This is a genomic window from Enterococcus raffinosus (assembly GCF_018917525.1).
In the GTDB taxonomy this organism is placed as follows: domain Bacteria; phylum Bacillota; class Bacilli; order Lactobacillales; family Enterococcaceae; genus Enterococcus_A; species Enterococcus_A raffinosus_A.
This window is the reverse complement of the sequence record NZ_JAHLOS010000009.1, coordinates 87575-107941: the sequence shown is the minus strand read 5'-3', so window position 1 is coordinate 107941 and position 20367 is coordinate 87575. Positions and strand designations below refer to the sequence as shown.

The window sequence follows — 20367 nt, the reverse complement described above, 5'->3', positions numbered from 1 at the left end:
AGTTTCTGAATCATTGGAAACTGCCTCTTTTAGGTATTAATGAAGGAGAAAAGTTAGCATGAAACCGGCAAGATCAAACAGGTAATGAACGGCAAAGCTGGTCAAAATAGAGTTTGACTGTTCATAGCTGCGGTTAAACCAAAATCTGGCAGAACCTTGAAGCGCAATCACTTGAATGATCGTCAACAGCACAGAACCATTGAAATAGGTCCAGTAATGAATTAGACCGAAGATGATACTAACAAGAATATTTGCTACTAAAGGTGAAACTTTCAATTTGAATAGATCATAGAAATAGATACTGAAGAGTTCTTCGCCGAGCAAGGCAAAAGGCATAATCAAAAAGAAAAACCAAATTGGATTATCCGCCGCCGGATTTCCTTTGTGCATATGAGTAATCCCGACAACCAGTATCCCTAAAACAAAAGAGAAGAGCTGGGCGATGAGGAAATACTTGATAAAATTCTTCCAGAATTGACCTGGTTTTTGATAAAGCTTTTCGTATGCTTTAAAGCCAAAAACAAGGCTATAGGCGATCGTACCAAAAATCAAAAGAGAAAAATAGCCGATATAGGGAATAGAGATAAAGTGATTTACATTGCTAACGAGATAGAAACCAAGTCCAACGAGCAGTGTTGCGACGATAATCTTAGAATAATTCAATGGCTTAGTCATTTTTTTCCTCCTAAGGTAGTTCCGTTACGGTTCGTTTTTTTGAATAAAATTAACGTCAATAATAAAAGGACAATACCTGAAATTGTAAAAAATAAGTTTTGCTGATTTGATGATCCCGTTTTAGGAAGCACCTTTTTATCGGAAAATACCAGTGTTTCTGATTGAATTGTCTGGCTCTCTTTTGTCTTTTCAGTGGAAGCAATTTGCGATTTTTCCGTTGTTACGGTCGTACTAGTTTGTTCAGAGACAGCGGCTGATTTTTTTTTGGTTCAGTCGCCTTTTTTCCATTATTTATCACTTGCTTAGCGGGTGATTCGTTGCTGCTTAGTGGTTTCTTTTCGGGCGCAAGTGTCTCTGACTTGTGCTGTTTATCAGTAAGCTCATCCTTGATTGGTTCAGGCGTATTTGTTTTCTGATCAATTATTTGTACGCTTGATGAGGTAGTAGTTGTCGGTACCTCCGTAGAACTGTCAGAAACCGACGTGCTTTCAGGGACTGTCGTTGATTCGGTATAGGGCTCCGGAATTACTTCGCCGTCATTACTATACCAATGGTTGCCGTCACGATAAAGTTTTAAGCTCCCGTTATCATTATGTAGAAATAAGCGATTCTCATCATTTGTGTTTTCTCTTTCGTAGAGTGTCCCGTTGATTACATATTTTTGCGTAGCGGAATTCGTCGCTTCACTTGTATTCCCGAATGCGTGAAGCGGAAAGACGACGATTGTCGAGAGTGTAAGTCCGAATCCAATAGCGATTTTTTGTTTAATAGTTTTCATTTCAAAATCCTTTCCTGCTGTTTTGATACTTGTTAGTTGTATCACAGAAAAATGGATTTTTTTAAATAGGTCTTATATACTGGACCAGATTTTTATAAAAGTGATTCCAGTTCTTTTGCAAGGGGTGCATAATCGAGCTCATAAAGAATCTTTAACACCAGCTCACTTTCTTTTTGCCCATTGGCTTCGCCGCGTTTTGTCAATAAAACGCCTTTAAAAAATTTGGCACACAGTCGATGGAAGCATTCTTTGTACTCAGTACTTAAAAGCAGGAGCTGTTCGATCAATACTTCTGCGTAATCTAATTGATTTTCATCAAGCGTTTCCCGAATTAAGTTGACTAAAAGACTGCAGAAAATTTCTCTGCCGCGATCATAATTTTTATACAGCTCCAAAGATTTTGAGAGCTGCTTGAAGAAGAGTAGCTGCTTTTCCCCATCAATGAATTCCAAGGTATTGGCAAATAATTGGATTTCCTGCAGTGTCCACGTTTGCAGATTTGTCAGGTACTGAATGATCGTCGCCTTATCTTCTGGCAAGACGACATCAGGCGTATAGCTACCTGTTTTGTTGGTTGCTTCAATAATTCGAATTCGAGAACGAACCTCCGCAACATGGACATTCGCGATCGGTCCTTGCTGTTCTTTTAACTCATGCAAGAGCTGATAAAGGGCCGGAAGATCATAGTTGTTACTGTAATTGGAGTAACGAAAAATGTAGTCAGCTTGTTCATTTAAGCGATAATCCTGGCTAATATAAATAAACTCGTCCATATCTAAGGAAAGTCGCTCTAAAATATCTAGCAGCAAAGTCGCCGAAATACTATGATTGCCTTTTTCAAATTCAATCGCGTAGGATTTCGAGACAATGCCGAGATAAACCTCTTTTTGGGTCAGACCTTTACTTCGCCGAATTTTCCGAACCACTTCACCATGATACATCGTTTCACCAACTCTCTATTTATTGCCGTTAGCATAGCATATTTCAGTTAAAAACTGTTTTTAAATGTTTGCGAGGAATGTCGTGTTCCTTTTCGTTTCTTGCTATAATAATTGGAAAACGAGGTGGCGCATGAAAACGATTGGATTATTAGGCGGGATGAGTTGGGAAAGCACGGTAACGTATTACACACGAATCAACGAATTAATGAATCAGCAATTAGGTGGGCTGCATTCGGCTAAAATTAAACTAGCCAGTGTGGATTTTGAAGAAATCGAAAATTATCAGGCAGCAAATGAATGGGAAAAAAGTGGAGCGGTTCTCGGAAAAGAGGCGCAGCAATTAGAGCAAGCAGGGGCTGATTTTCTACTGATCTGCACCAACACGATGCACAAGGTCGCACCCCAAATTGCTGAATATTTAACGATTCCGATCCTGCATATTGCAGATGCTACGATTGCCGAACTACAAGTGAAGCAAATCAAAAAGGTCGCCTTATTAGGGACGAAATATACGATGACTCAAGCTTTTTACAAACAGAAAATTATCGACAGTGGGATCGATGTATGGATTCCCAACGAAGCCACAATCGAAACGATCAATCAAATCATTTTTAATGAATTGTGTCACGGCAAGATTTTGGCTGAATCAAAAGAGAAGTTTATCGAGGTGATCGAGGAAGCAACCAAAGCCGGAGCGGAAGGCGTCATCTTAGGCTGTACGGAAATCGGTTTGCTAATCCAACAGGCTGATGTTGCGCTTCCAGTTTTTGATACGACCGAAATTCATTCCCAAAAAGCCGTCGAACAAGCCTTGGAAGAATAGAAGAGGACTGTGATGAAGACGATTCTTTTTGTCCCAGCGACTTTTAATTTAGCGGAGACCACTCGGATGATCGAGATTGCCAAGCAAATGCGTAAGAAGTATCACTGCGTTTTTTGCGGGTTTTCAAAAACGTATCTCAACTTGATCAAAGAGGCAGAGTTTGAAGTTTCTTTGTTGAGCCCCACACTGACACCGCAACAAGAAGCGGCAATTATAAAATTCGATCAAGGAAAAAGTGTGAAGAATCCCTTTACGTCAGAAATTGTAGCTGAGCGTGTCGCTAGCGAGTTAGCTTTGATCAACGAACTGGCTCCATCCGTGATCGTGACAGGCAGCAACGTGACGATTTTCCTATCCGCCCGTATCGAAAAAGTTCCCTTGGTGTATGTCAAACCAGTGGCAATGTCCCGACCGTATTTTGACCATGAAGCGGGCTGTACTATTCCTAGTCAACTGGATAAAGCCTACCTGCCGAAGTCGATTCTTTGGAAGCTCTTTCTTAAAGTCTCCAAACGTCTGACATGGAAGCCCAGCGGATTCAAAAAAGTCGCGCAGCACTATCAACTAGCATTGCCTAAGTATACGTTGGAACTGCTGGATGGTGATTTGAATTTAATTACAACACTTCCAGCCTTCACAAAAGAGTTGGTTTTTCCCGATAATTATCAATCCGTCGGCCCAATATTTGCGCGGTTGCCTTATGAGCTGCCAGCTGAAGTGGAACGAATTGTTAAAAAAGCTCGCCAACAGAGAAAATCCGTCGTCTATTTTGCAATGGGCAGTTCAGGAAATCGTTCATTGATTGAAAAGCTGTTGGCCTATTTTGTGACCACCGACTATGAGGTGATCGCACCAATTAAAAGCTATTTGCCAGAGGATTTCGTTGCTGGAAATATCCATGTCTTTGATTGGCTGCCAGCATTGGAGGTTTCTGAACTTGTTGATTTCTCGGTGATCCATGGCGGCGAAGGAACCGTGCAAACTGCCTGCTCTTCGGGCAAACCATTTATTGGCATTGGCCTGCAATACGAACAGGAAGTCAATGTCGCTTATTGCGAAAACTTTGGCAATGCGCTTGCTTTGCCGCCCAATAAATTAACAACCGAGTCCTTGTCGCGTAGTATCAAAAAGCTGCAATCACCCGATTATCGAAAAAAAGCGGAAGAAATGCAGCGTTTGATGAAGCGAGTCGATGGTGCGAAGGCTGCGGCTAAACAAATAGAAGAGCGGTATCTTCATTTATAAGCGAAAAAAAAGGCATCCAGATTAATTAAAAAATCTGGATGTCTTTCTTAATGCTTGTGTTTACGCATAAACAGACCAGCAATCAGCCCGAGTCCGCCGCAGGATAACAATGTAAGAATAGTGATAAAGCTCATCTCGATCACATTGTAGACAGTTGTTTGATTAGCAATTGTATTGGTTATAAGGACCGCCGGAATCGCCAGCAGTGATGCCATCCCTAAACAAGAACCCATATTCCAGTGTAAGACTTTTCGAGTGCCGATCGAAGCCCAGAAATAAACAATCCAAGTCACTGCGATGGGAATTCCAATTGGCCAAAGCCAGTAAACGGGAGCATCTAAAAAGTAGTTATTCACCGTTCGCTCGACAACCATAAAGAATGGAATAATCAATACAGTGAAAACTGATACCGAGTGAATCACACGATAATTCTTGCTGAAAAGCAACGCATCCAATAAGGAACCTCCAAAAATCAATGCACTCCCGACAATTCGAAACCAAGTAAATTGCTGATCAATCGCAAAGTTCGTTACGCCCGTTATTGCGAATGCTAAAATAAATAAAATCCAGAAAAGCTTTCTACCAACACTTCCCTTTTTTTCTGAATCCTTCATTTGTTTCCCTCCTTATTCCCGTTAAAGTATTTTTTGCCAGTTAGCCACTGTAAAAAGTGGAACTGACATCCTTATTCCCTGTAATCTTTCCTAAAGTATAACAGTCTTTATTTTTTCTTAATATCAGACCTGCGACGCATTTTACCTACGACCCATAAAAATCAATGGGGTTCTATAAATTTGATCGGCGGATTCTCGTTCGCATGCTTCAGAAATTCTTTTGGTGTAATTCCAAATTCCTTTTTAAACGCTTTCAAAAAATGTGCATAGGAGTTGAAGCCGCACTTGCTGTAAACATCAGAGGAGCTTTTGTATTGCTTCAATAGCTGCTTGGCATAGAGTAGCTTCTTTTTCAGGACAAATTGATGGAAGGTGAAGCCTGTATGCTTTTTAAATTCCCGCGTGATATAGTACTTGCTCACATAAAAATTTTGCTCCATTTCCTCTAAGGTTAAAGGATGTGAAAGATTTTCTGTAATAAAATGAATCATTTCTACGATTCGTTCATTTTGGATGATCGGCAGACCATGATTTTCTTGAGTGTCTTCTTCGATCAATTGGTTCAGCTGCATCATATAGTGAACCAGATGCTGTTCGTAAAGAATATCTGAGCCGTAAACCTCAGGGGAAGGCTTTTCATCTACAAAACGCAATAGTTTGTGTAGTTTTTCCGGTTTTACTTGCAATACCTTGCTGCGCTGTTCGCCAACTGGATGGAAGCAAGCTTCCAAATTTGTCCATTCGGTTGAGCGATCCTGTAAAAATTTTTCCGTAAAAAAAATATACACCCGTTCAAAATAATCGGTACTTTGCTTCATGATGCGGTGAAGATCATTGTAATGAATCAGCAGGACGGTTCCAGGAACGATGTCAAACTGCCGATTGTCTAAATAAAAAGTCGCCACGCCTTCCAAGGTCGCATGCACTTCGTAGAAATCATGGTAATGGTACACAGTCTTTTCGTTATTTACATTGTCTTTTACATGATAAATCTCATATTGATCAGAAAGCATTGTATTCACATAATATTTTTTCTTATTGTGATGGGTCATGTAATCACTCCTAGTGAATATTTGAACAATCGTTGCTTATTATACTGTAATTTTGTGAGGGCAGGTAGAGAAATAAATAAAATTTCTTTCGTTATCTTTTATTATTCTATTAAACAACAGGAGAGCGCGGAGTGGTTCAAATTTTCAAAATTCTGCAATTTTTGACAGTTTTAAATCAAAAATTGCCATATTTAAAAAAGAGTTTCCCTGCTAAACTAACCCTTGTAAGCAGTTACAATAAATTTTTATAGGCAATTAATCAATCTTTTTAAGGAAAAAGGAGTGTTTTAACATGCAGCAGATGGAAACTCGGTATACGCATAGTCCTTTGGATATTCGTCATTACTCTACGGAAGAATTGCGAAAAGAATTCTTGGTAGAAAAGATTTTCACACCTGGCAAAATGAGCTTGACCTATACTCACAATGACCGAATGATTTTTGGCGGTGTCACACCAACAGATGAAGCATTGGAAATCAAACTGGATCAAGAATTAGGGGTGGACTATTTTCTTGAGCGTCGGGAGTTAGGGGTTATTAATATTGGCGGACCAGGATTTATTGAAATTGATGGGCAAAGGGATACGATGAAAAAGCAAGATGGGTATTATATTGGCAAGGAAACAAAGCATGTGGTCTTCACCTCTGAAGATCCAACAAATCCGGCGAAATTTTATATCAGCTGTGTACCAGCACATAAAAAATATCCAAATGTCAAAATTAGTATTGATCAAATCAAGCCAATGGAGACTGGGGATGGCAAGACGTTAAATGAACGGAAAATTTATCAATACATCCATCCGAATGTTTGCGAAAGCTGTCAGCTACAAATGGGTTATACCATTTTAGAGCCTGGCAGTGCTTGGAATACCATGCCATGTCATACCCACGAACGGCGCATGGAAGCGTATGTCTATTTTGATTATGCAACGGAAGATACAAGGGTCTTTCATATGATGGGCAAACCCGATGAAACCAAACATTTAGTTGTAGACAATGAGCAAGCGGTGATCTCGCCAAGCTGGTCAATTCATTCTGGTGTCGGCACAAGTAATTATTCTTTTATCTGGGCAATGTGTGGTGAAAATATTACCTACACTGATATGGATATGGTAGAAATGGATCAAGTGAACTACTCACCACTTAGCTAAACTTATCGGCTCTTAACGCTTGAAGTGGGAGCTTCTTGGGAAGAGAGCATACTTGATAGCTTATTTCTTTACTAAACTAACAGCGGTTTCTCTTATTTACCAAGCTATCCCCGTAGTTCCTACGGTTTTGGGGTTTATCTAAGCCAATGTTTGGAGTCGTAATCCTTCGTTCAGAATATTGATACTCGCATTGATGTCTCGATCATGATGCGCATGACAAACAGGACATGTCCATTCTCGAATGTTGAGCGCCTTCTTGCCCTCCTTGTGTCCGCAGTCTGAACAGATCTGACTAGACGGAAACCATTTATCTAATTTGATAATTTCTCGTCCATACCAGTCCGCCTTGTATTGTAATTTAGTGACAAAGCTAGACCATGATACATCTGAAATGCTTTTGGCTAGCTTATGATTTCGCAACATGCCTTTCGTGTTTAAGTCTTCGATACAGATCAAATCGTGATTTTTGATTATTTCTGTACTCAACTTATTCAGAAAGTCCGTGCGTTGATTCATTACTTTTTCATGTAGCCGAGCGACTTTTTTCTTTTGTTTTTGATAGTTTCTCGCTTCAAAAAGTTCTTTCCCTGCTTTTTTAGTGAGTAATGCACGGCGAGATAGTTTTCGTTGTTCACGTTTCAATTTCTTTTCCATGTTGGACGTGAATTTATTATTGTCAATTTTTTGACCGTCAGAAAGAATAGCAAAGTCAGCAATACCCAAGTCGATACCGATCACAGAGTCTGTTTTAGGGAACTCGCTAATTTCTTCTTTACACAACAAAGAAATATAATATTTACCGCTAGAATGTCGGGAGATTGTAGCCGATTTGATCATTCCTTTTGGTTGTCTGTGGAGTTTAATTCTAATAAATGATTTCAGCTTAGGAACTTTGATAAATTTATTATCAATCAGAGTGACTGTTCCTTTTTGATTATTAGTTGTGTAACTTTGAACAGGATTTTTCTTGCTTTTGAAACGAGGAAAGCCGACCGAATTATCACGAAAGAAATTCTTATAGGCCTTATCTAAATTGAGTTGGGCATTGGATAAAGCAAGACTATCGACTTCTTTCAAGAACGGAAAATCGTTTTTGTATTTTGCAGGTGTTGAGAAACGCCTTTTCTTCGAGGGATCATTCTTGGTTTCTTCATACGCTTTCATACGGTCGTCAAGCATTAGATTGTAGACCTTACGGACGCAGCCAAAAGTCTTAGCAAAAAAATCTTCTTGATCTTCTGTTGGATAGATTCTGAATTTGTAGGCTTTTAGTCGTTCCATCACGTTTGCTCGCTTTCCACTGATAGTCATGAAGCCAAGAGAAAAACCCTTTATTCTCTCCGATTATTCATTAATTTATTATACCAAAAGGGGAACAAGAAGGGAACGGCATCGAAACAAAAAGGCATTCATCACCCACTTCAGAGGATGGGCGACTTCTGCCTAAATTAAAATAAAGAGTAGCAGACTAAAAAATGGAATTTAAGATGGACATGTTTCGTTTAGATGGAAAAATCGCCTTGATTACAGGTGCGGTCTATGGGATCGGCTTTGAAATTGCCAAGTCATTAGCAGCGGCGGGAGCGACGATTGTTTTTAATAATTTGGATCAGGCTTCGGTCGATCAAGGGTTAGCAAATTATACAAAAGAAGGTATCCAGGCTCATGGTTATGTTTGTGACGTTACTGATGAAGCAGCGGTTCAGGCCATGGTTAAGCAAATCGAGGATGAAGTCGGCGTGATTGATATCTTAGTCAACAATGCTGGGATTATTAAACGTATTCCGATGCTAGAAATGTCTGCGGAGGATTTCCGCCAAGTAGTCGACGTCGATTTGAACGCACCTTTTATCGTGTCTAAAGCAGTCCTACCATCAATGATCAAAAAAGGTCATGGGAAGATCATCAACATTTGTTCCATGATGAGTGAACTGGGTCGGGAAACTGTTGCGGGTTATGAGGCTGCTAAAGGTGGTCTAAAAATGCTGACGAAAAATATTTGTTCAGAATTCGGAGAAGCGAATATCCAGTGTAACGGGATCGGACCTGGCTACATTGCTACGCCGCAAACAGCCCCTTTAAGGGAAAAGCAAGCGGACGGCTCTCGTCATCCCTTTGATCAATTTATCGTATCAAAAACACCAGCAGCGCGTTGGGGTGAACCAAGTGATTTAGCAGGACCGACTGTTTTCTTGGCATCAGATGCTTCTGATTTTGTGAATGGGCATATTTTATATGTTGATGGCGGCATTCTCGCGTATATCGGAAAACAGCCATAAGCCTATTTTTCATGAGGATAGGAATTATTACAATACACATTCTTATCCTCTGGTTTTTACGAATAGCAATTTTTGCAAGTTTTTGATCAATTTAAGACATTTATTGTGGTCTTTTTATTTGTTACTCTATTCACGTGATAGAAATGAAAGCGATTTATTAAGGAGAGAGCAATGGCAATTATTTTAGAAGAACTATTCATACCAAAAGAAACAGTCAAAGAAAAAATCGATTTATTAATCGAGAACCTAACGACGATCAAAGATAGCAGCGGAGAATTTATTCTGGACTTTGATGGCTTGAAGGTTGATGATAAAAGCTGGACAATCTGGAACTGGCCGCAGGGAGTTGGACTATACGGTATCTATAAAAATTATCGAATAACCAAAAATCCAGCTGCTTTGAAGGTCGTCACTGATTGGTTTGAGGCTCGCATGGAAGAAGGAGCGCCACCAAAAAATGTCAATACGATGGCCCCTTTATTGACGATGGCTTACTTGTATGAAGATACACAAGATACACGCTATATCCCTTATTTAGAGCAATGGGCTGAATGGGTGATGCACGACATGCCACGAACAAAAGAGAATGGTCTGCAGCATGCGACTTATGGGCCTGAAAACAAGAATCAGCTGTGGGATGACACGTTGATGATGACGGTCTTACCCTTAGCGAAAATCGGAAAATTATTCAATCGTCCAGAATATTTGGAAGAGGCACGGTATCAATTTTTGATTCATATCAAATACTTGATGGATAAAAAAACCGGATTATGGTACCACGGCTGGACCTTTGAAGGAAATCATAATTACGCAGAAGCATTTTGGGCACGAGGGAATTGCTGGTTGACCATTGCGATCCCAGAGATCATCGAAATTTTAGAATTATCGAAAGAAGATGCCCTAAGTAAATTCTTACTTGAAACATTAGAAGCCCAAGTTAAAGCCTTAGCAGAATATCAAGCGGACAGCGGCTTATGGCATACATTGATCGATGATCCGACTTCATACGAGGAATCTTCTGCAGCGGCTGGGTTTGCTTATGGCATATTGAAAGCGGTGCATAAGAATTATTTACCGAAAAAATATGAGAAAGTTGCGTATCAGGCGATCGAAGGATTATTAGCACAAATTGATGAAAATGGCACGGTGCAAAATGTATCAGTCGGGACAGGAATGGGAGACAGCTTGGATTTCTATAAAAATATTGGGATCACTGCGATGCCATACGGACAATCCTTAACCGTCTTATGTCTGACTGAGTTGTTAGTTTCTTACTGCTAAAGAAAAAGGAGCAAAACGATGAAAATTAAATCATTGATTTTAACAGCAGCAGCACTAGTTACAACGACCTTCTTATTAAGCGGCTGCAGCAATACCAAAGTTGCGGCTGCTGATGAACAAGCGATAACACTCCGTTATGCCTATGCATCCAACAGTCAGCCCGTCGTTGATTCAATGAAGGAGTTCGGTCGACTGGTAAAGGAAAAGACAAATGGAGAAGTCGAAATCGAATATTATCCAGATGCACAATTAGGTGGAGAAACCGAATTGATCGAATTGACCCAAACCGGCGCGATCGATTTTACCAAGGTAAGTGGTTCGGCGTTAGAAAGCTTTTCGAAGGATTACTCGATCTTTGGTATCCCTTACCTGTTTGACGATGAAGAGCACTTTTTCCGAGTGATGGAAGATGAAAAAATCATGGATGAAATCTATCAGTCCACAGAAGAGCTGGGCTTTGTTGGCTTAACCTATTATGATTCTGGTCAACGCAGTTTTTATATGACGGAAGGCCCAATCAAAACGCCCGAAGATTTAAAAGGGAAAAAGATCCGTGTGATGCAAAGTGAGACGGCGATCAAAATGGTCGAGCTGCTTGGTGGATCAGCGGTTCCGATGGGAAGCAACGAAGTATATACCTCGCTGCAATCAAACCTGATCAATGGTGCTGAAAACAATGAGTTCGTGCTATTTACAGCTGGACATGGCGGAGTAGCGAAATATTACTCTTACGATGAGCATACTCGTGTGCCGGATGTAGTGATTATGAATGATTCAGTCAAGGAACGTCTAACCGCAGAACAATACAAAGCGGTAGAAGAAGCGGCAAAAGAATCGACAGACTATGAAAAGAAAGTCTTCAAAAAAGCAATCGAAGAAGAAAAGAAGATTGCGACTAAAGATTATGGTGTTCAATATAACGAAGTCGATAGTGAACCATTCCAAAAGCTGGTTCAACCATTACATGATGAGTTTAAGAACAATGAAGATTATCGTGAGCTGTATCAAGAAATTCGAGCATTAGCAGAAAAGGTAGGAGAAGACAAATGAAAGCGTTTAGAAATGGGCTAGATAAAGTCATGGAGATTTTATGCTCCACGATCTTAGCAGCGATGGTTTTGATTGTCCTGTATCAGGTGTTTGCTCGGAAGGTCTTGAACAATCCGAATACAGTTACGGAGGAATTGGTTCGTTTCGGTTTGGTTTGGGTCGCGATGTTGGCATCTGCTTATGTTGTTGGGAAGAAGGGACATTTGTGTGTCACGCTGTTAAGCGATAATTTGAATGAAAAGGGACGCCGTTTTTTAGAAATCGTTGTTCAAGTTCTCTTCTTATTATTTGCCGCAGTCATCATGATTTATGGCGGCTGGCAGGCATCGCTTGTGACGATGGGACAAATTTCACCTTCGTTATCGATTCCTATGGGCTATGTTTATTTAGCGGTTCCTGTATCCGGTGCGATCATGCTGCTGTATAGCTTGATGAATTTATTAGATGGAACACCTCGAACAGTTGAAAGTGAGGCGGAATAGTTATGGCTTTAGAAGCTGGCCTGATTCTCTTTGTAATTTTTGCAGTTCTTTTAATCGTTGGAATGCCGATCGCGATCAGTATCGCTGTTTCCTCGATATGTACGTTGTTGCTAGTGATTCCTTTTGAAAATGCGGTCTTTACCTCTGCTCAGAAAATGGTTTCCAGTTTAAATAGCTTTTCGTTGATCGCCATTCCTTTCTTTGTCCTCTCGGGGATCATCATGAATAATGGCGGGATCGCCGAGAAACTGGTGAATTTTGCGATGCTTTTTGTTGGACGAATTCCTGGTGGTTTAGCCCATACGAATGTTTTAGGGAATGCTCTTTTTGGTTCCATGTCTAGTTCAGCAATTGCGGCTTCTACGGCGATCGGCGGAGTGCTGGTACCTCAACAGGTAAAAGCTGGCTATGATCGAAAATTTGCCACAGCGGTAAATATTGCTTCGGCGCCTACTGGAATGGTAATCCCGCCTAGTACGGCTTTCATCATGTATTCATTAGTTGCTGGCGGCGCTTCGATTTCAGCGTTATTCATGGGCGGTTATCTCGTTGGAGCCTTGTGGTGTATCGGAATTATGGTGGTCGCCTTTGTGCATGCCAAGCGTAACAATTATCAAACGATCAAGGGCGCTGAAAAAGGGACTGTTGGAAAAGTTCTAAAAGAAGCGATCCCAAGTGTTATGTTGATCGTGATTATTATCGGTGGGATTCTCTTCGGTTTGTTTACGGCTGTTGAAGCTTCGGCGATTGCAGTAGCGTATTCTTTAGTGATCGCGATGTTCTATTACAAAACGATCACTGTTAAAGATATTCCTAAAATGTTAGCAGAAGCAGTTAAAACGACAGGGACGATTTCCTTCTTGTTGGCAACTTCTTCAATGATGTCCTTTGCGATGGCCTTTACAGGAATTCCTCAAGCCATTAGCGGAGCAATTTTAGGATTAACAACCAACAAGATCATCGTTTTGTTATTAGTCAATATTGTCTTATTGCTTGTGGGTATGTTTATGGATGTCGGCCCAGCGATATTAATCTTTACACCAATCTTTTTACCAGTAGTAACAAGTGTCGGGGTTGATCCTGTTCACTTTGGTTTATTCGCTATTATGAACTTGTGTGTCGGCTCTATCACACCACCAGTTGGAACGGGGTTATACGTAGGTGCCAGTGTCGGCGGCGTCAAGGCCGAGCAAATGCTGAAGCCGTTGATTCCCTTTTATGTCGCCATCTTAGTGATTTTATTATTGATCACTTATTTCCCAGCACTAGTCATGTGGCTGCCGAATATCGTGGGGTAGAAAAATGTTAAATTTAGCCATTCGCGGACATGATTTGTCCGATGCCACAACGCTAGAATCTCTAGCTGAAAAAACACGGGCACAAAATGTCCAAACGCTGCAATTAGCACTAGGTCTTTCTTTTCCAAATTGGCCTAGTGATGGCAAAAATCTGAATCCGGGCTTAGGACAAAGGGTTAAGGCTGTTTTGCAGAAAAATGAGATTCAAGTGGGGATTTTAAGCTGCTATATCAATATGATTCATCCTGACAACAGCCTGCGTGAAGCAGCATTAACCAAATTTGAAAGCTATGTCCGTCATGCTCGTTACTTTGGGGCGGCGATGGTAGCGACAGAAACGGGGAATGTGCTGCCGGAGATTCGTTATACGCCGAAGAATTTTACCGCCGAAGCGTTTAATGAAATGGTTCAAGTCATTCAGCGACTGGTAAAGGTTGGAGAAGAGCAGCAGACACTGATCGGGATTGAGCCGGGGCTGAATCATCCACTTTATTCGCTAGAGCGGGTAGAACAATTAATCCAACAGATCGATTCGGATTATTTAGGCATCATTTTAGATCCGACGAATTTGATTACCAGCGAGACTTATCAAAATCAAGTCGCTTTGGTTCAAGAAGCCTTTGAACGTTTTGGCGAAAAAATCGTTGCGGTTCATTTGAAGGACTATCAGGTTCAAAATGACCAGATCATCCCAGTGAATTTAGGGACAGGGGTGATTGATTATCCAGCAATTTGTCGTTTGATTGCTAAGGAAAAACCCGGATTGTTTGTTGTTTTGGAAGAGACTAAGGATCAAGCGATTCAAGAAGCCGTTCATTTGATTGAACAGGTAGTATAAAAGGAGAATATCATGATCAAAAAAGCGATCAGGATGAATCTAAATCCTGGAGCGAAAGCAGAATATCAGAAAAGGCATGACGAATTGTGGCCGGAGATGCGAGAAATGCTGAAGGAACATGGAGCGTTAAGCTATTCTATTTTCTTAGATCCAAAGAGTAATCAGCTTTTCGGCTATCTTGAAATCGAGGATGAAGAAAAGTGGAAGCAAGTTTCAACTACAGCCATCAATCAGAAATGGTGGACCTATATGAAAGAATTAATGGAAACAAATCCAGATGATTCACCTGTCAGTATTGATTTAGAGTCGGTTTTTGAGTTGTAAAATAAAAGTCGAATCCAGTTGAAAGAACTTCTTTCAGCCGGACTCGACTTTTTTTGAACCTATTTCAATTCTTCGTAGATTTCTAAAAATTCACCTTGGTGTGATTGACCGTCTAAAAGAATGGCGACAGTTTTTTCGGCGACATCATCTGGTGTATGAAAGCCCTCTGCAGTAATGTTGCCGTTCAAATCGGTGGTGGTTGGTCCTGGATGAATACTGAAAATCTCTAAGTTCTTCTTTTCCTTTTCGAAATCAATGGCGAATGCCTGCATCATCACGTTTTGAGCTGCTTTGGTAGATTTGTAGGCAAAAGGATTCCAGAAAGGATTTGGAGCAGTTGGTATTGTAATATTAACGATTCGGCCATTATTCTTTTCTAAAATCGGCAATAAGCCTTGAGTGAGCTGGAAGGTCCCGAAGAAGTTGACCTGCATCGTAGCTTGCAGATCATCAAGATCTTCCGTAAGACTAGAGCCGTGTCCGCCAGGAATTCCAGCATTGTTAACTAAAAGATCAATTTGAGAGAAATCAGACTCGACCGTTTTTATCGCTTGTTCGATCGTTCCAGGATGGCTAAGATCTATCAGTAAATAATCGACCTGTGTCACACCTGCTTCACGCAGCTTAGCAACTGCCACTTCGGCTCGTTCTTTGTTTCGTGCACCGATGACGACATGCCAGTCCTTTGTTCCTAGTGCTTTGGCAATCGCGAATCCGATGCCCTTATTTGCTCCAGTAATGAGTGCAGTTTTCATAATAAAATCCTCCATTTGACTATTTTTTCTTTTTGAATTAATGTAAGCATAAACCCTGAACCATGGTTTAGGGCAATCGTTTTGTTTGGAAAAAGGAGAGAAATCATTTGGCAAAAACATATACAATCAAAGAGGTAGCCGAAAAGTTTGATTTAACGATCTCAACAATTCGCTTTTATGACAAAAAAGGTCTGTTGCCGTTTGTTGCTAAAAATGATTCTGGTTATCGAGAGTTTACAGAATCAGATTTAAATATGATCCACACCGTTTGCTGCCTGAAAAATACGGGGATGCCAATCCATGATATCAAGCAATACATTGAATACTGCATGGATGGTTCTAAGACGATCCCTCAACGAAAAGCGCTATTGCAGGCACATAAAGAGGAAGTGTTACGTCAGCAGGCGCAATTGATGGAAAATTTGAAAGAAATTGACATCAAAATCGATCGTTACAATTCGCCGATAGCCAAAGAACTAATCGATGCTCAGGTGGCTTTCGTAAAAAAAGAAAAAGCCGAACTGCAATTAGCCAACGGTTTTAGAGTATAGAAAAGAGACGTTCAATGCTTGAACGTCTCTTTTGCTGCACTATAAGGAAAGCATGAAATTTTCACATGAATAAATTGCTTTACAACAGGGATATCCATGTCCGGCTTCACGAACTAGCTTTCTCGGCAATAAGCAAAAATATTTCGAAATTTAAGAGGCAATTTAGAAATATTTAGGTCTTATTGCTCAAAAGCTGAGCGAGTTCGTGAAGCCTTGCTTATTATTTGCTTGTTTCTGCTGCTTCTTCTGTTTGAGCCATCTTCGCTGTTACGTGTTCATCGATTCGCAAGAACGGCAAGTAGATAAAGACACTGACTGCAATAATGATGATTTGCAAAACAGCGGCGCGCCAATCACCACCCGTTGCCAGAAAGCCTGAAATCACTGGCGGTGTTGTCCAAGGGATTTGGACAACCACGTGATTGATCAATCCTGCAGCTGTCGCGAAATAGGCTGTTACTAGCGAGAAGATCGGAGCCAAAACGAATGGAATAATCAAGCTTAGATTAAATACGATCGGCAGACCGAAGATGATCGGTTCGCTGATATTGAATATGGCAGGTGTAACAGATAATTTCGCAAAATCTTTGTAATCTTTTCGACGACTAAAAACGAAAATCGCAATCAGTAAAGCGATGGTATTTCCAGAGCCACCCATTACAGCAAAGGTATCCTTGAAGGCCATATTGATAATATGTGGGATTTGCTCGTTATTCGCATAGGCAGCCATATTTTCCTGCATGTTTTGTAATAAGAATGGATCAAGTAATGAACCAGAGATCACGGCTTGGTGAATCCCGAAGCCGAAGAACAAGTTAGCAATTGATGTAATCAGCACAAAGCCAGGTAATCCGGTGGTGATATGACTCAAAGGACCTGTGATGGCTTTTGTAATCAAACCATTGACATCCATATTGAACAATTGATTAACACCAAAGGAAAGAATCGCAAATACTGTGACAGTAATCATGATCGGAATCAAGACGTTGAATGATTTCAAAACAGCTGGCGGAATATTTCCCGATAATTTGATTTGCAGCTTTTCATTTGTGGATAGTTTGATGAAGAGTTCTGTTGCTAATAAACCAACAAAGATACCAACGAACATCCCAGAAGCGCCCGTATGTGAACCGGGAATAACGCCAGTCACCTCAATCGCTTTTTTGGCATTTTCCGGTGTGAACATGGTTTTCATCGGTGTCAAAACGATGAAAGTCGAGATCGATACTAAGACAGCTGCAATATGATTGGTATAATTTCTGCTGACACACATATGATAAGAAACTGCAGCGACAACTAATAGTGTTGTGATACTTAGGGTACCATTGGCGATTGACATGCCGATCTCTTGAATCTTCATCAGGGTGGCTGGGTTGATGATTTTCCCCATGAAGCCGGTGGGTTCTAAGATAACGTAGTTGATCAAGGTTACGAAACCAGCTAGCATCATGAAGGGCATGAATGTAGCAAAAGCGTCACGCAACGTTCGCATGTGGATCTGATTTCCTAGCTTGGTCGCGATAATCCCGAAGCGTTCAAAGAGCTGTTCCTTTTTATTTGTTTTCTCCACGATAGATTCTCCTTTTTTGTAGAATGCTAGTTTGATCTTTCTCTCAGTATCCTGCGAAAAAAGGAACCGCATCCTTATGTTTTTAGTTGTAAGCACTTACCTTGATTACATAATAAAACGGATTTGCGATAAAGTAAATACCTTTTTACAAAAATATATATCTTTGTTTCGTAAAGTGACAAAAAAAGAGCTGACCACTCAGCTCAAGGAATCAATTCTCTACAAAAACAGCTTCAAAAATAAAGTCCTGGTACAAATGTCTTGTAATTGAGTATTCAAAAGGTGTGCCATTTGCTAAAGAAACACTCTTTTCAATCTCAATCATGAAGTCGCCAACGTCGATCCCTAAGATTTTAGCATCGAATTCTGTCGCAAGGACACCCTTCATCCAAACGTGAGAGGCGTTGATCTCTAAATGCAGCTCCTCACGAATGTAGGAATAAACGGATTTTTTTAGATGCTTTGGTACCAACCCAGGGATAATGGAAAGGGGCATAAAGGTTTGTTCCAATGAATAGGGCTGCTGATCTACAAAGCGGCTGCGAACAATATTATAAATATAGTCCTTTTCGTCTATTTGCAGCATTTCAGCAACCTTTTTAGAAGGCAACTCAATGGAAAAGGTATGAATCTCTGAATCCACATGCTCTTCGCCTACGACGCTCATGAGTCCTTCACTAGGTCCGAAAATCTTTGAATTATCGATCGGCTTCCGTAATACTTCGGTACCAAATCCGCTTCGACTATGTAGAACGCCTTCTGAAACAAGCATATCCAACCCTTTTTTGACGGTTAACTTACTCGTATTGTACAGCTTCGCTAACTCAGTACCTGCTGGCAGCTTCTCCCCAATCGCGTAGGTACCATCCTCAACCTTTCGTTTTACATCTAGATAGACCTCCATATATTTTGCCTTTTTCTTCATAATTACCTCCTTTAACAAACGATTAAAGATATAAATAATTATATACTTTTACGAGGTTTTAGCAATGCTTTCGTTGTTAAAAGAATCATTTAATTTTAAAAGTATATTCTTTTAATTAAAAAACTATTTTATTTTTTAGTAAGCGATGTTATGATGAATGAGCAAACAAGAAAACCTGCCTTTAACCGCCAATTCTACTTCGTATATTTAGAAAGAGATGGCGTGAAAATGGGCTTCACTTTTAATCGGAACGAGGAGGACTACAATGAATAAACAGCAATTAACTTTTCCAACGGACTTTTGGTGGGGATCAGCCTGGTCAGCCGAGCAAGCAGAAGGTCGCGGGGAAACAGGAAAAGCAGAAACCGTTTGGGAACGCTGGTATAAGGAGCAACCCTATCGCTTCTACCAAGGAATCAGTTCAGAAACGACTACCGATCATATCCATCGCTACAAAGAAGACGTCCAGCTGATGAAGCAAACAGGACACAATTCTTTCCGTGTGTCGATCTCTTGGGCACGAATGTTTCCAGCGGATGGTATCGGTGAAGTCAATCCTAAAGCGATTGAATTCTATCGCGATCTATTTACCGAGATGAACAATAATGGCATCAAAGTGTTTGCGAATTTGTATCATTTTGATATGCCGGCAGCGCTTCAGGATAAAGGCGGCTGGGAATCGCGTGAAGTGGTAGAGGCATATGTGCATTTTGCTGACACTTGTTTTCAAGAATTTGGCGATCTGGTTTATCATTGGTTCACTTTTAATGAGCCGTTGGGTCCGATCTTAGGTTCCTATTTAGAAGATTTCCATTATCCAAATATGATTGACTTTAAACGCGGCGCACAGGCGACCCATTTTACGATCTTAGCTCATGCGAAGGCGATCGCGGCGCATAAAAAACTTAAACTAAATAGTAAAATCGGTGTCATCTTAAACTTAAGTCCGACCTTCCCGCGTAGTCAAAACCCAGCGGATGTGAAGGCGGCAGAAATTGCGGATCTATTTTATGTCCGCAGCTTTCTAGACCCAATGGTTAAAGGCGTGTACCCTGAAAAATTAGTCGAGTTGCTACGGGAATATGATCAGCTGCCTGTTGATTATACTGAAGAGGATATGATGTGCATCAAAGAAAATACGGCTCAGATTTTAGGCTTGAATTATTATGAGCCAAAGCGGGTGAAGGCTCGTCTAACTGCTATTAATCCAGAAGGGCCATTTTTACCAGATTGGTTCTTTGAGAATCATGTAATGCCAGGCCGCCGGATGAACGAATACCGCGGCTGGGAAATTTATGAAAAAGGCATTCACGATCTATGTATGGATATCAAGGAAAACTACGGCAACATTGAAGCCTTTATCTCGGAAAATGGCATGGGTGTCGCCAATGAAGAACGCTTTATGGATGAAACAGGACAGGTGATCGATGATTATCGCATTGAATACATTCAAGATCATTTGGCTTATCTATGGAAGGCGATCAATGACGGCTGCAATATCAAGGGTTATCATTTATGGACCTTTATTGATTGCTGGTCATGGATTAATGCCTACAAAAATCGTTATGGTTTAGTTTCCTTAGATTTAGCGACGCAAAAGCGGACAATCAAGAAAAGCGGAGAATTTTATAAACAATTAAGCGATCAAAACGGCTTTGAGTACGATGTGGATCGTTTAGTTTAATAAACGGGAAAACCAATCTGAAAGGGTTGGTTTTTTTGTTGGAATTTGTTTT

At 40.6% G+C, this 20367-nt stretch carries 22 protein-coding genes; 12 read left to right on the top strand and 10 right to left on the bottom strand.

Annotated elements, in window-relative coordinates; genetic code table 11:
* Positions 1–36: 36 nt before the first annotated feature.
* From KQI58_RS08395 to KQI58_RS08385, 4 genes are all read right to left on the bottom strand, one after another.
* Positions 37–675, bottom strand: coding sequence for a CPBP family intramembrane glutamic endopeptidase (locus KQI58_RS08395; RefSeq protein ID WP_216408177.1), 639 nt, complete (start codon positions 673–675; stop codon positions 37–39).
* On the bottom strand, positions 672–806 hold the full coding sequence (locus KQI58_RS22650) for an LPXTG cell wall anchor domain-containing protein (RefSeq protein ID WP_367397926.1): 135 nt from the start codon (positions 804–806) through the stop codon (positions 672–674). Before KQI58_RS22650 ends, KQI58_RS08395 begins: the two co-directional genes overlap by 4 nt.
* A gap of 89 nt (positions 807–895) precedes the next feature.
* Complete coding sequence (locus KQI58_RS08390) at positions 896–1453, bottom strand: hypothetical protein (protein WP_253295847.1); 558 nt, start codon at positions 1451–1453, stop codon at positions 896–898.
* A 92-nt stretch (positions 1454–1545) separates the two neighbouring features.
* Positions 1546–2394 carry a helix-turn-helix domain-containing protein gene (locus KQI58_RS08385; protein ID WP_216408175.1) on the bottom strand — a complete coding sequence of 283 codons (849 nt, stop codon included), beginning with the start codon at positions 2392–2394 and terminating at the stop codon, positions 1546–1548.
* A 130-nt stretch (positions 2395–2524) separates the two neighbouring features.
* Here KQI58_RS08385 and KQI58_RS08380 point away from each other — a divergent pair, with 130 nt between their 5' ends.
* Positions 2525–3217: an aspartate/glutamate racemase family protein gene (locus KQI58_RS08380; RefSeq protein WP_216408173.1), complete on the top strand. Its 693-nt coding sequence runs from the start codon at positions 2525–2527 to the stop codon at positions 3215–3217.
* A 12-nt stretch (positions 3218–3229) separates the two neighbouring features.
* Positions 3230–4462: a glycosyltransferase gene (locus tag KQI58_RS08375; protein WP_216408170.1), complete on the top strand. Its 1233-nt coding sequence runs from the start codon at positions 3230–3232 to the stop codon at positions 4460–4462.
* A gap of 47 nt (positions 4463–4509) precedes the next feature.
* Here the strand turns inward: KQI58_RS08375 and KQI58_RS08370 are convergent, their stop codons facing one another.
* Both KQI58_RS08370 and KQI58_RS08365 read right to left on the bottom strand, forming a co-directional pair.
* Positions 4510–5076 (bottom strand): hypothetical protein, encoded by a 567-nt coding sequence (locus KQI58_RS08370; RefSeq protein ID WP_216408168.1) that lies wholly within the window; start codon positions 5074–5076, stop codon positions 4510–4512.
* Positions 5077–5237: 161 nt separating this feature from the next.
* Positions 5238–6128, bottom strand: coding sequence for a helix-turn-helix domain-containing protein (locus tag KQI58_RS08365; RefSeq protein ID WP_216408167.1), 891 nt, complete (start codon positions 6126–6128; stop codon positions 5238–5240).
* A 292-nt stretch (positions 6129–6420) separates the two neighbouring features.
* Between KQI58_RS08365 and kduI the strand changes: the two genes are divergently transcribed.
* Positions 6421–7278 (top strand): 5-dehydro-4-deoxy-D-glucuronate isomerase, encoded by an 858-nt coding sequence (gene kduI / locus KQI58_RS08360; protein WP_216408165.1) that lies wholly within the window; start codon positions 6421–6423, stop codon positions 7276–7278.
* A 138-nt stretch (positions 7279–7416) separates the two neighbouring features.
* Here kduI and tnpB read toward each other — a convergent pair whose 3' ends face one another.
* Entirely contained in the window at positions 7417–8559 is a 1143-nt protein-coding gene (gene tnpB, locus KQI58_RS08355) for an IS200/IS605 family element RNA-guided endonuclease TnpB (protein ID WP_216408162.1), read from the bottom strand.
* A gap of 194 nt (positions 8560–8753) precedes the next feature.
* On the opposite strand from tnpB, the gene KQI58_RS08350 reads away from it, so the two are divergent.
* From KQI58_RS08350 to rhaM, 7 genes are all read left to right on the top strand, one after another.
* Positions 8754–9557: a gluconate 5-dehydrogenase gene (locus tag KQI58_RS08350; protein ID WP_216408161.1), complete on the top strand. Its 804-nt coding sequence runs from the start codon at positions 8754–8756 to the stop codon at positions 9555–9557.
* Positions 9558–9728: 171 nt separating this feature from the next.
* A complete protein-coding gene (locus KQI58_RS08345; protein WP_216408159.1) occupies positions 9729–10838 on the top strand; it encodes a beta-galactosidase BglB in 1110 nt (369 codons plus the stop codon).
* 18 nt (positions 10839–10856) lie between these two features.
* Positions 10857–11888, top strand: coding sequence for a TRAP transporter substrate-binding protein (locus KQI58_RS08340; RefSeq protein ID WP_216408157.1), 1032 nt, complete (start codon positions 10857–10859; stop codon positions 11886–11888).
* Positions 11885–12370, top strand: a complete 486-nt coding sequence (locus tag KQI58_RS08335) for a TRAP transporter small permease (RefSeq protein ID WP_216408155.1) — start codon at positions 11885–11887, stop codon at positions 12368–12370. Before KQI58_RS08340 ends, KQI58_RS08335 begins: the two co-directional genes overlap by 4 nt.
* 2 nt (positions 12371–12372) lie before the next feature.
* On the top strand, positions 12373–13668 hold the full coding sequence (locus tag KQI58_RS08330; RefSeq protein ID WP_216408152.1) for a TRAP transporter large permease: 1296 nt from the start codon (positions 12373–12375) through the stop codon (positions 13666–13668).
* A 4-nt stretch (positions 13669–13672) separates the two neighbouring features.
* Positions 13673–14506: a sugar phosphate isomerase/epimerase family protein gene (locus tag KQI58_RS08325; protein ID WP_216408150.1), complete on the top strand. Its 834-nt coding sequence runs from the start codon at positions 13673–13675 to the stop codon at positions 14504–14506.
* Between the two features lie 12 nt (positions 14507–14518).
* Positions 14519–14830, top strand: coding sequence for an L-rhamnose mutarotase (gene rhaM, locus KQI58_RS08320; RefSeq protein WP_216408148.1), 312 nt, complete (start codon positions 14519–14521; stop codon positions 14828–14830).
* A 59-nt stretch (positions 14831–14889) separates the two neighbouring features.
* Here rhaM and KQI58_RS08315 read toward each other — a convergent pair whose 3' ends face one another.
* Complete coding sequence (locus KQI58_RS08315; protein WP_216408146.1) at positions 14890–15585, bottom strand: SDR family NAD(P)-dependent oxidoreductase; 696 nt, start codon at positions 15583–15585, stop codon at positions 14890–14892.
* A gap of 107 nt (positions 15586–15692) precedes the next feature.
* On the opposite strand from KQI58_RS08315, the gene KQI58_RS08310 reads away from it, so the two are divergent.
* Positions 15693–16136, top strand: a complete 444-nt coding sequence (locus tag KQI58_RS08310; RefSeq protein WP_216408144.1) for a MerR family transcriptional regulator — start codon at positions 15693–15695, stop codon at positions 16134–16136.
* Between the two features lie 220 nt (positions 16137–16356).
* Here the strand turns inward: KQI58_RS08310 and KQI58_RS08305 are convergent, their stop codons facing one another.
* Positions 16357–17706, bottom strand: coding sequence for a PTS sugar transporter subunit IIC (locus tag KQI58_RS08305; protein ID WP_216408142.1), 1350 nt, complete (start codon positions 17704–17706; stop codon positions 16357–16359).
* Between the two features lie 211 nt (positions 17707–17917).
* Positions 17918–18631: a GntR family transcriptional regulator gene (locus tag KQI58_RS08300; RefSeq protein WP_216408140.1), complete on the bottom strand. Its 714-nt coding sequence runs from the start codon at positions 18629–18631 to the stop codon at positions 17918–17920.
* A 265-nt stretch (positions 18632–18896) separates the two neighbouring features.
* Here KQI58_RS08300 and KQI58_RS08295 point away from each other — a divergent pair, with 265 nt between their 5' ends.
* A complete protein-coding gene (locus KQI58_RS08295; RefSeq protein ID WP_216408138.1) occupies positions 18897–20315 on the top strand; it encodes a glycoside hydrolase family 1 protein in 1419 nt (472 codons plus the stop codon).
* Positions 20316–20367: the final 52 nt, after the last annotated feature.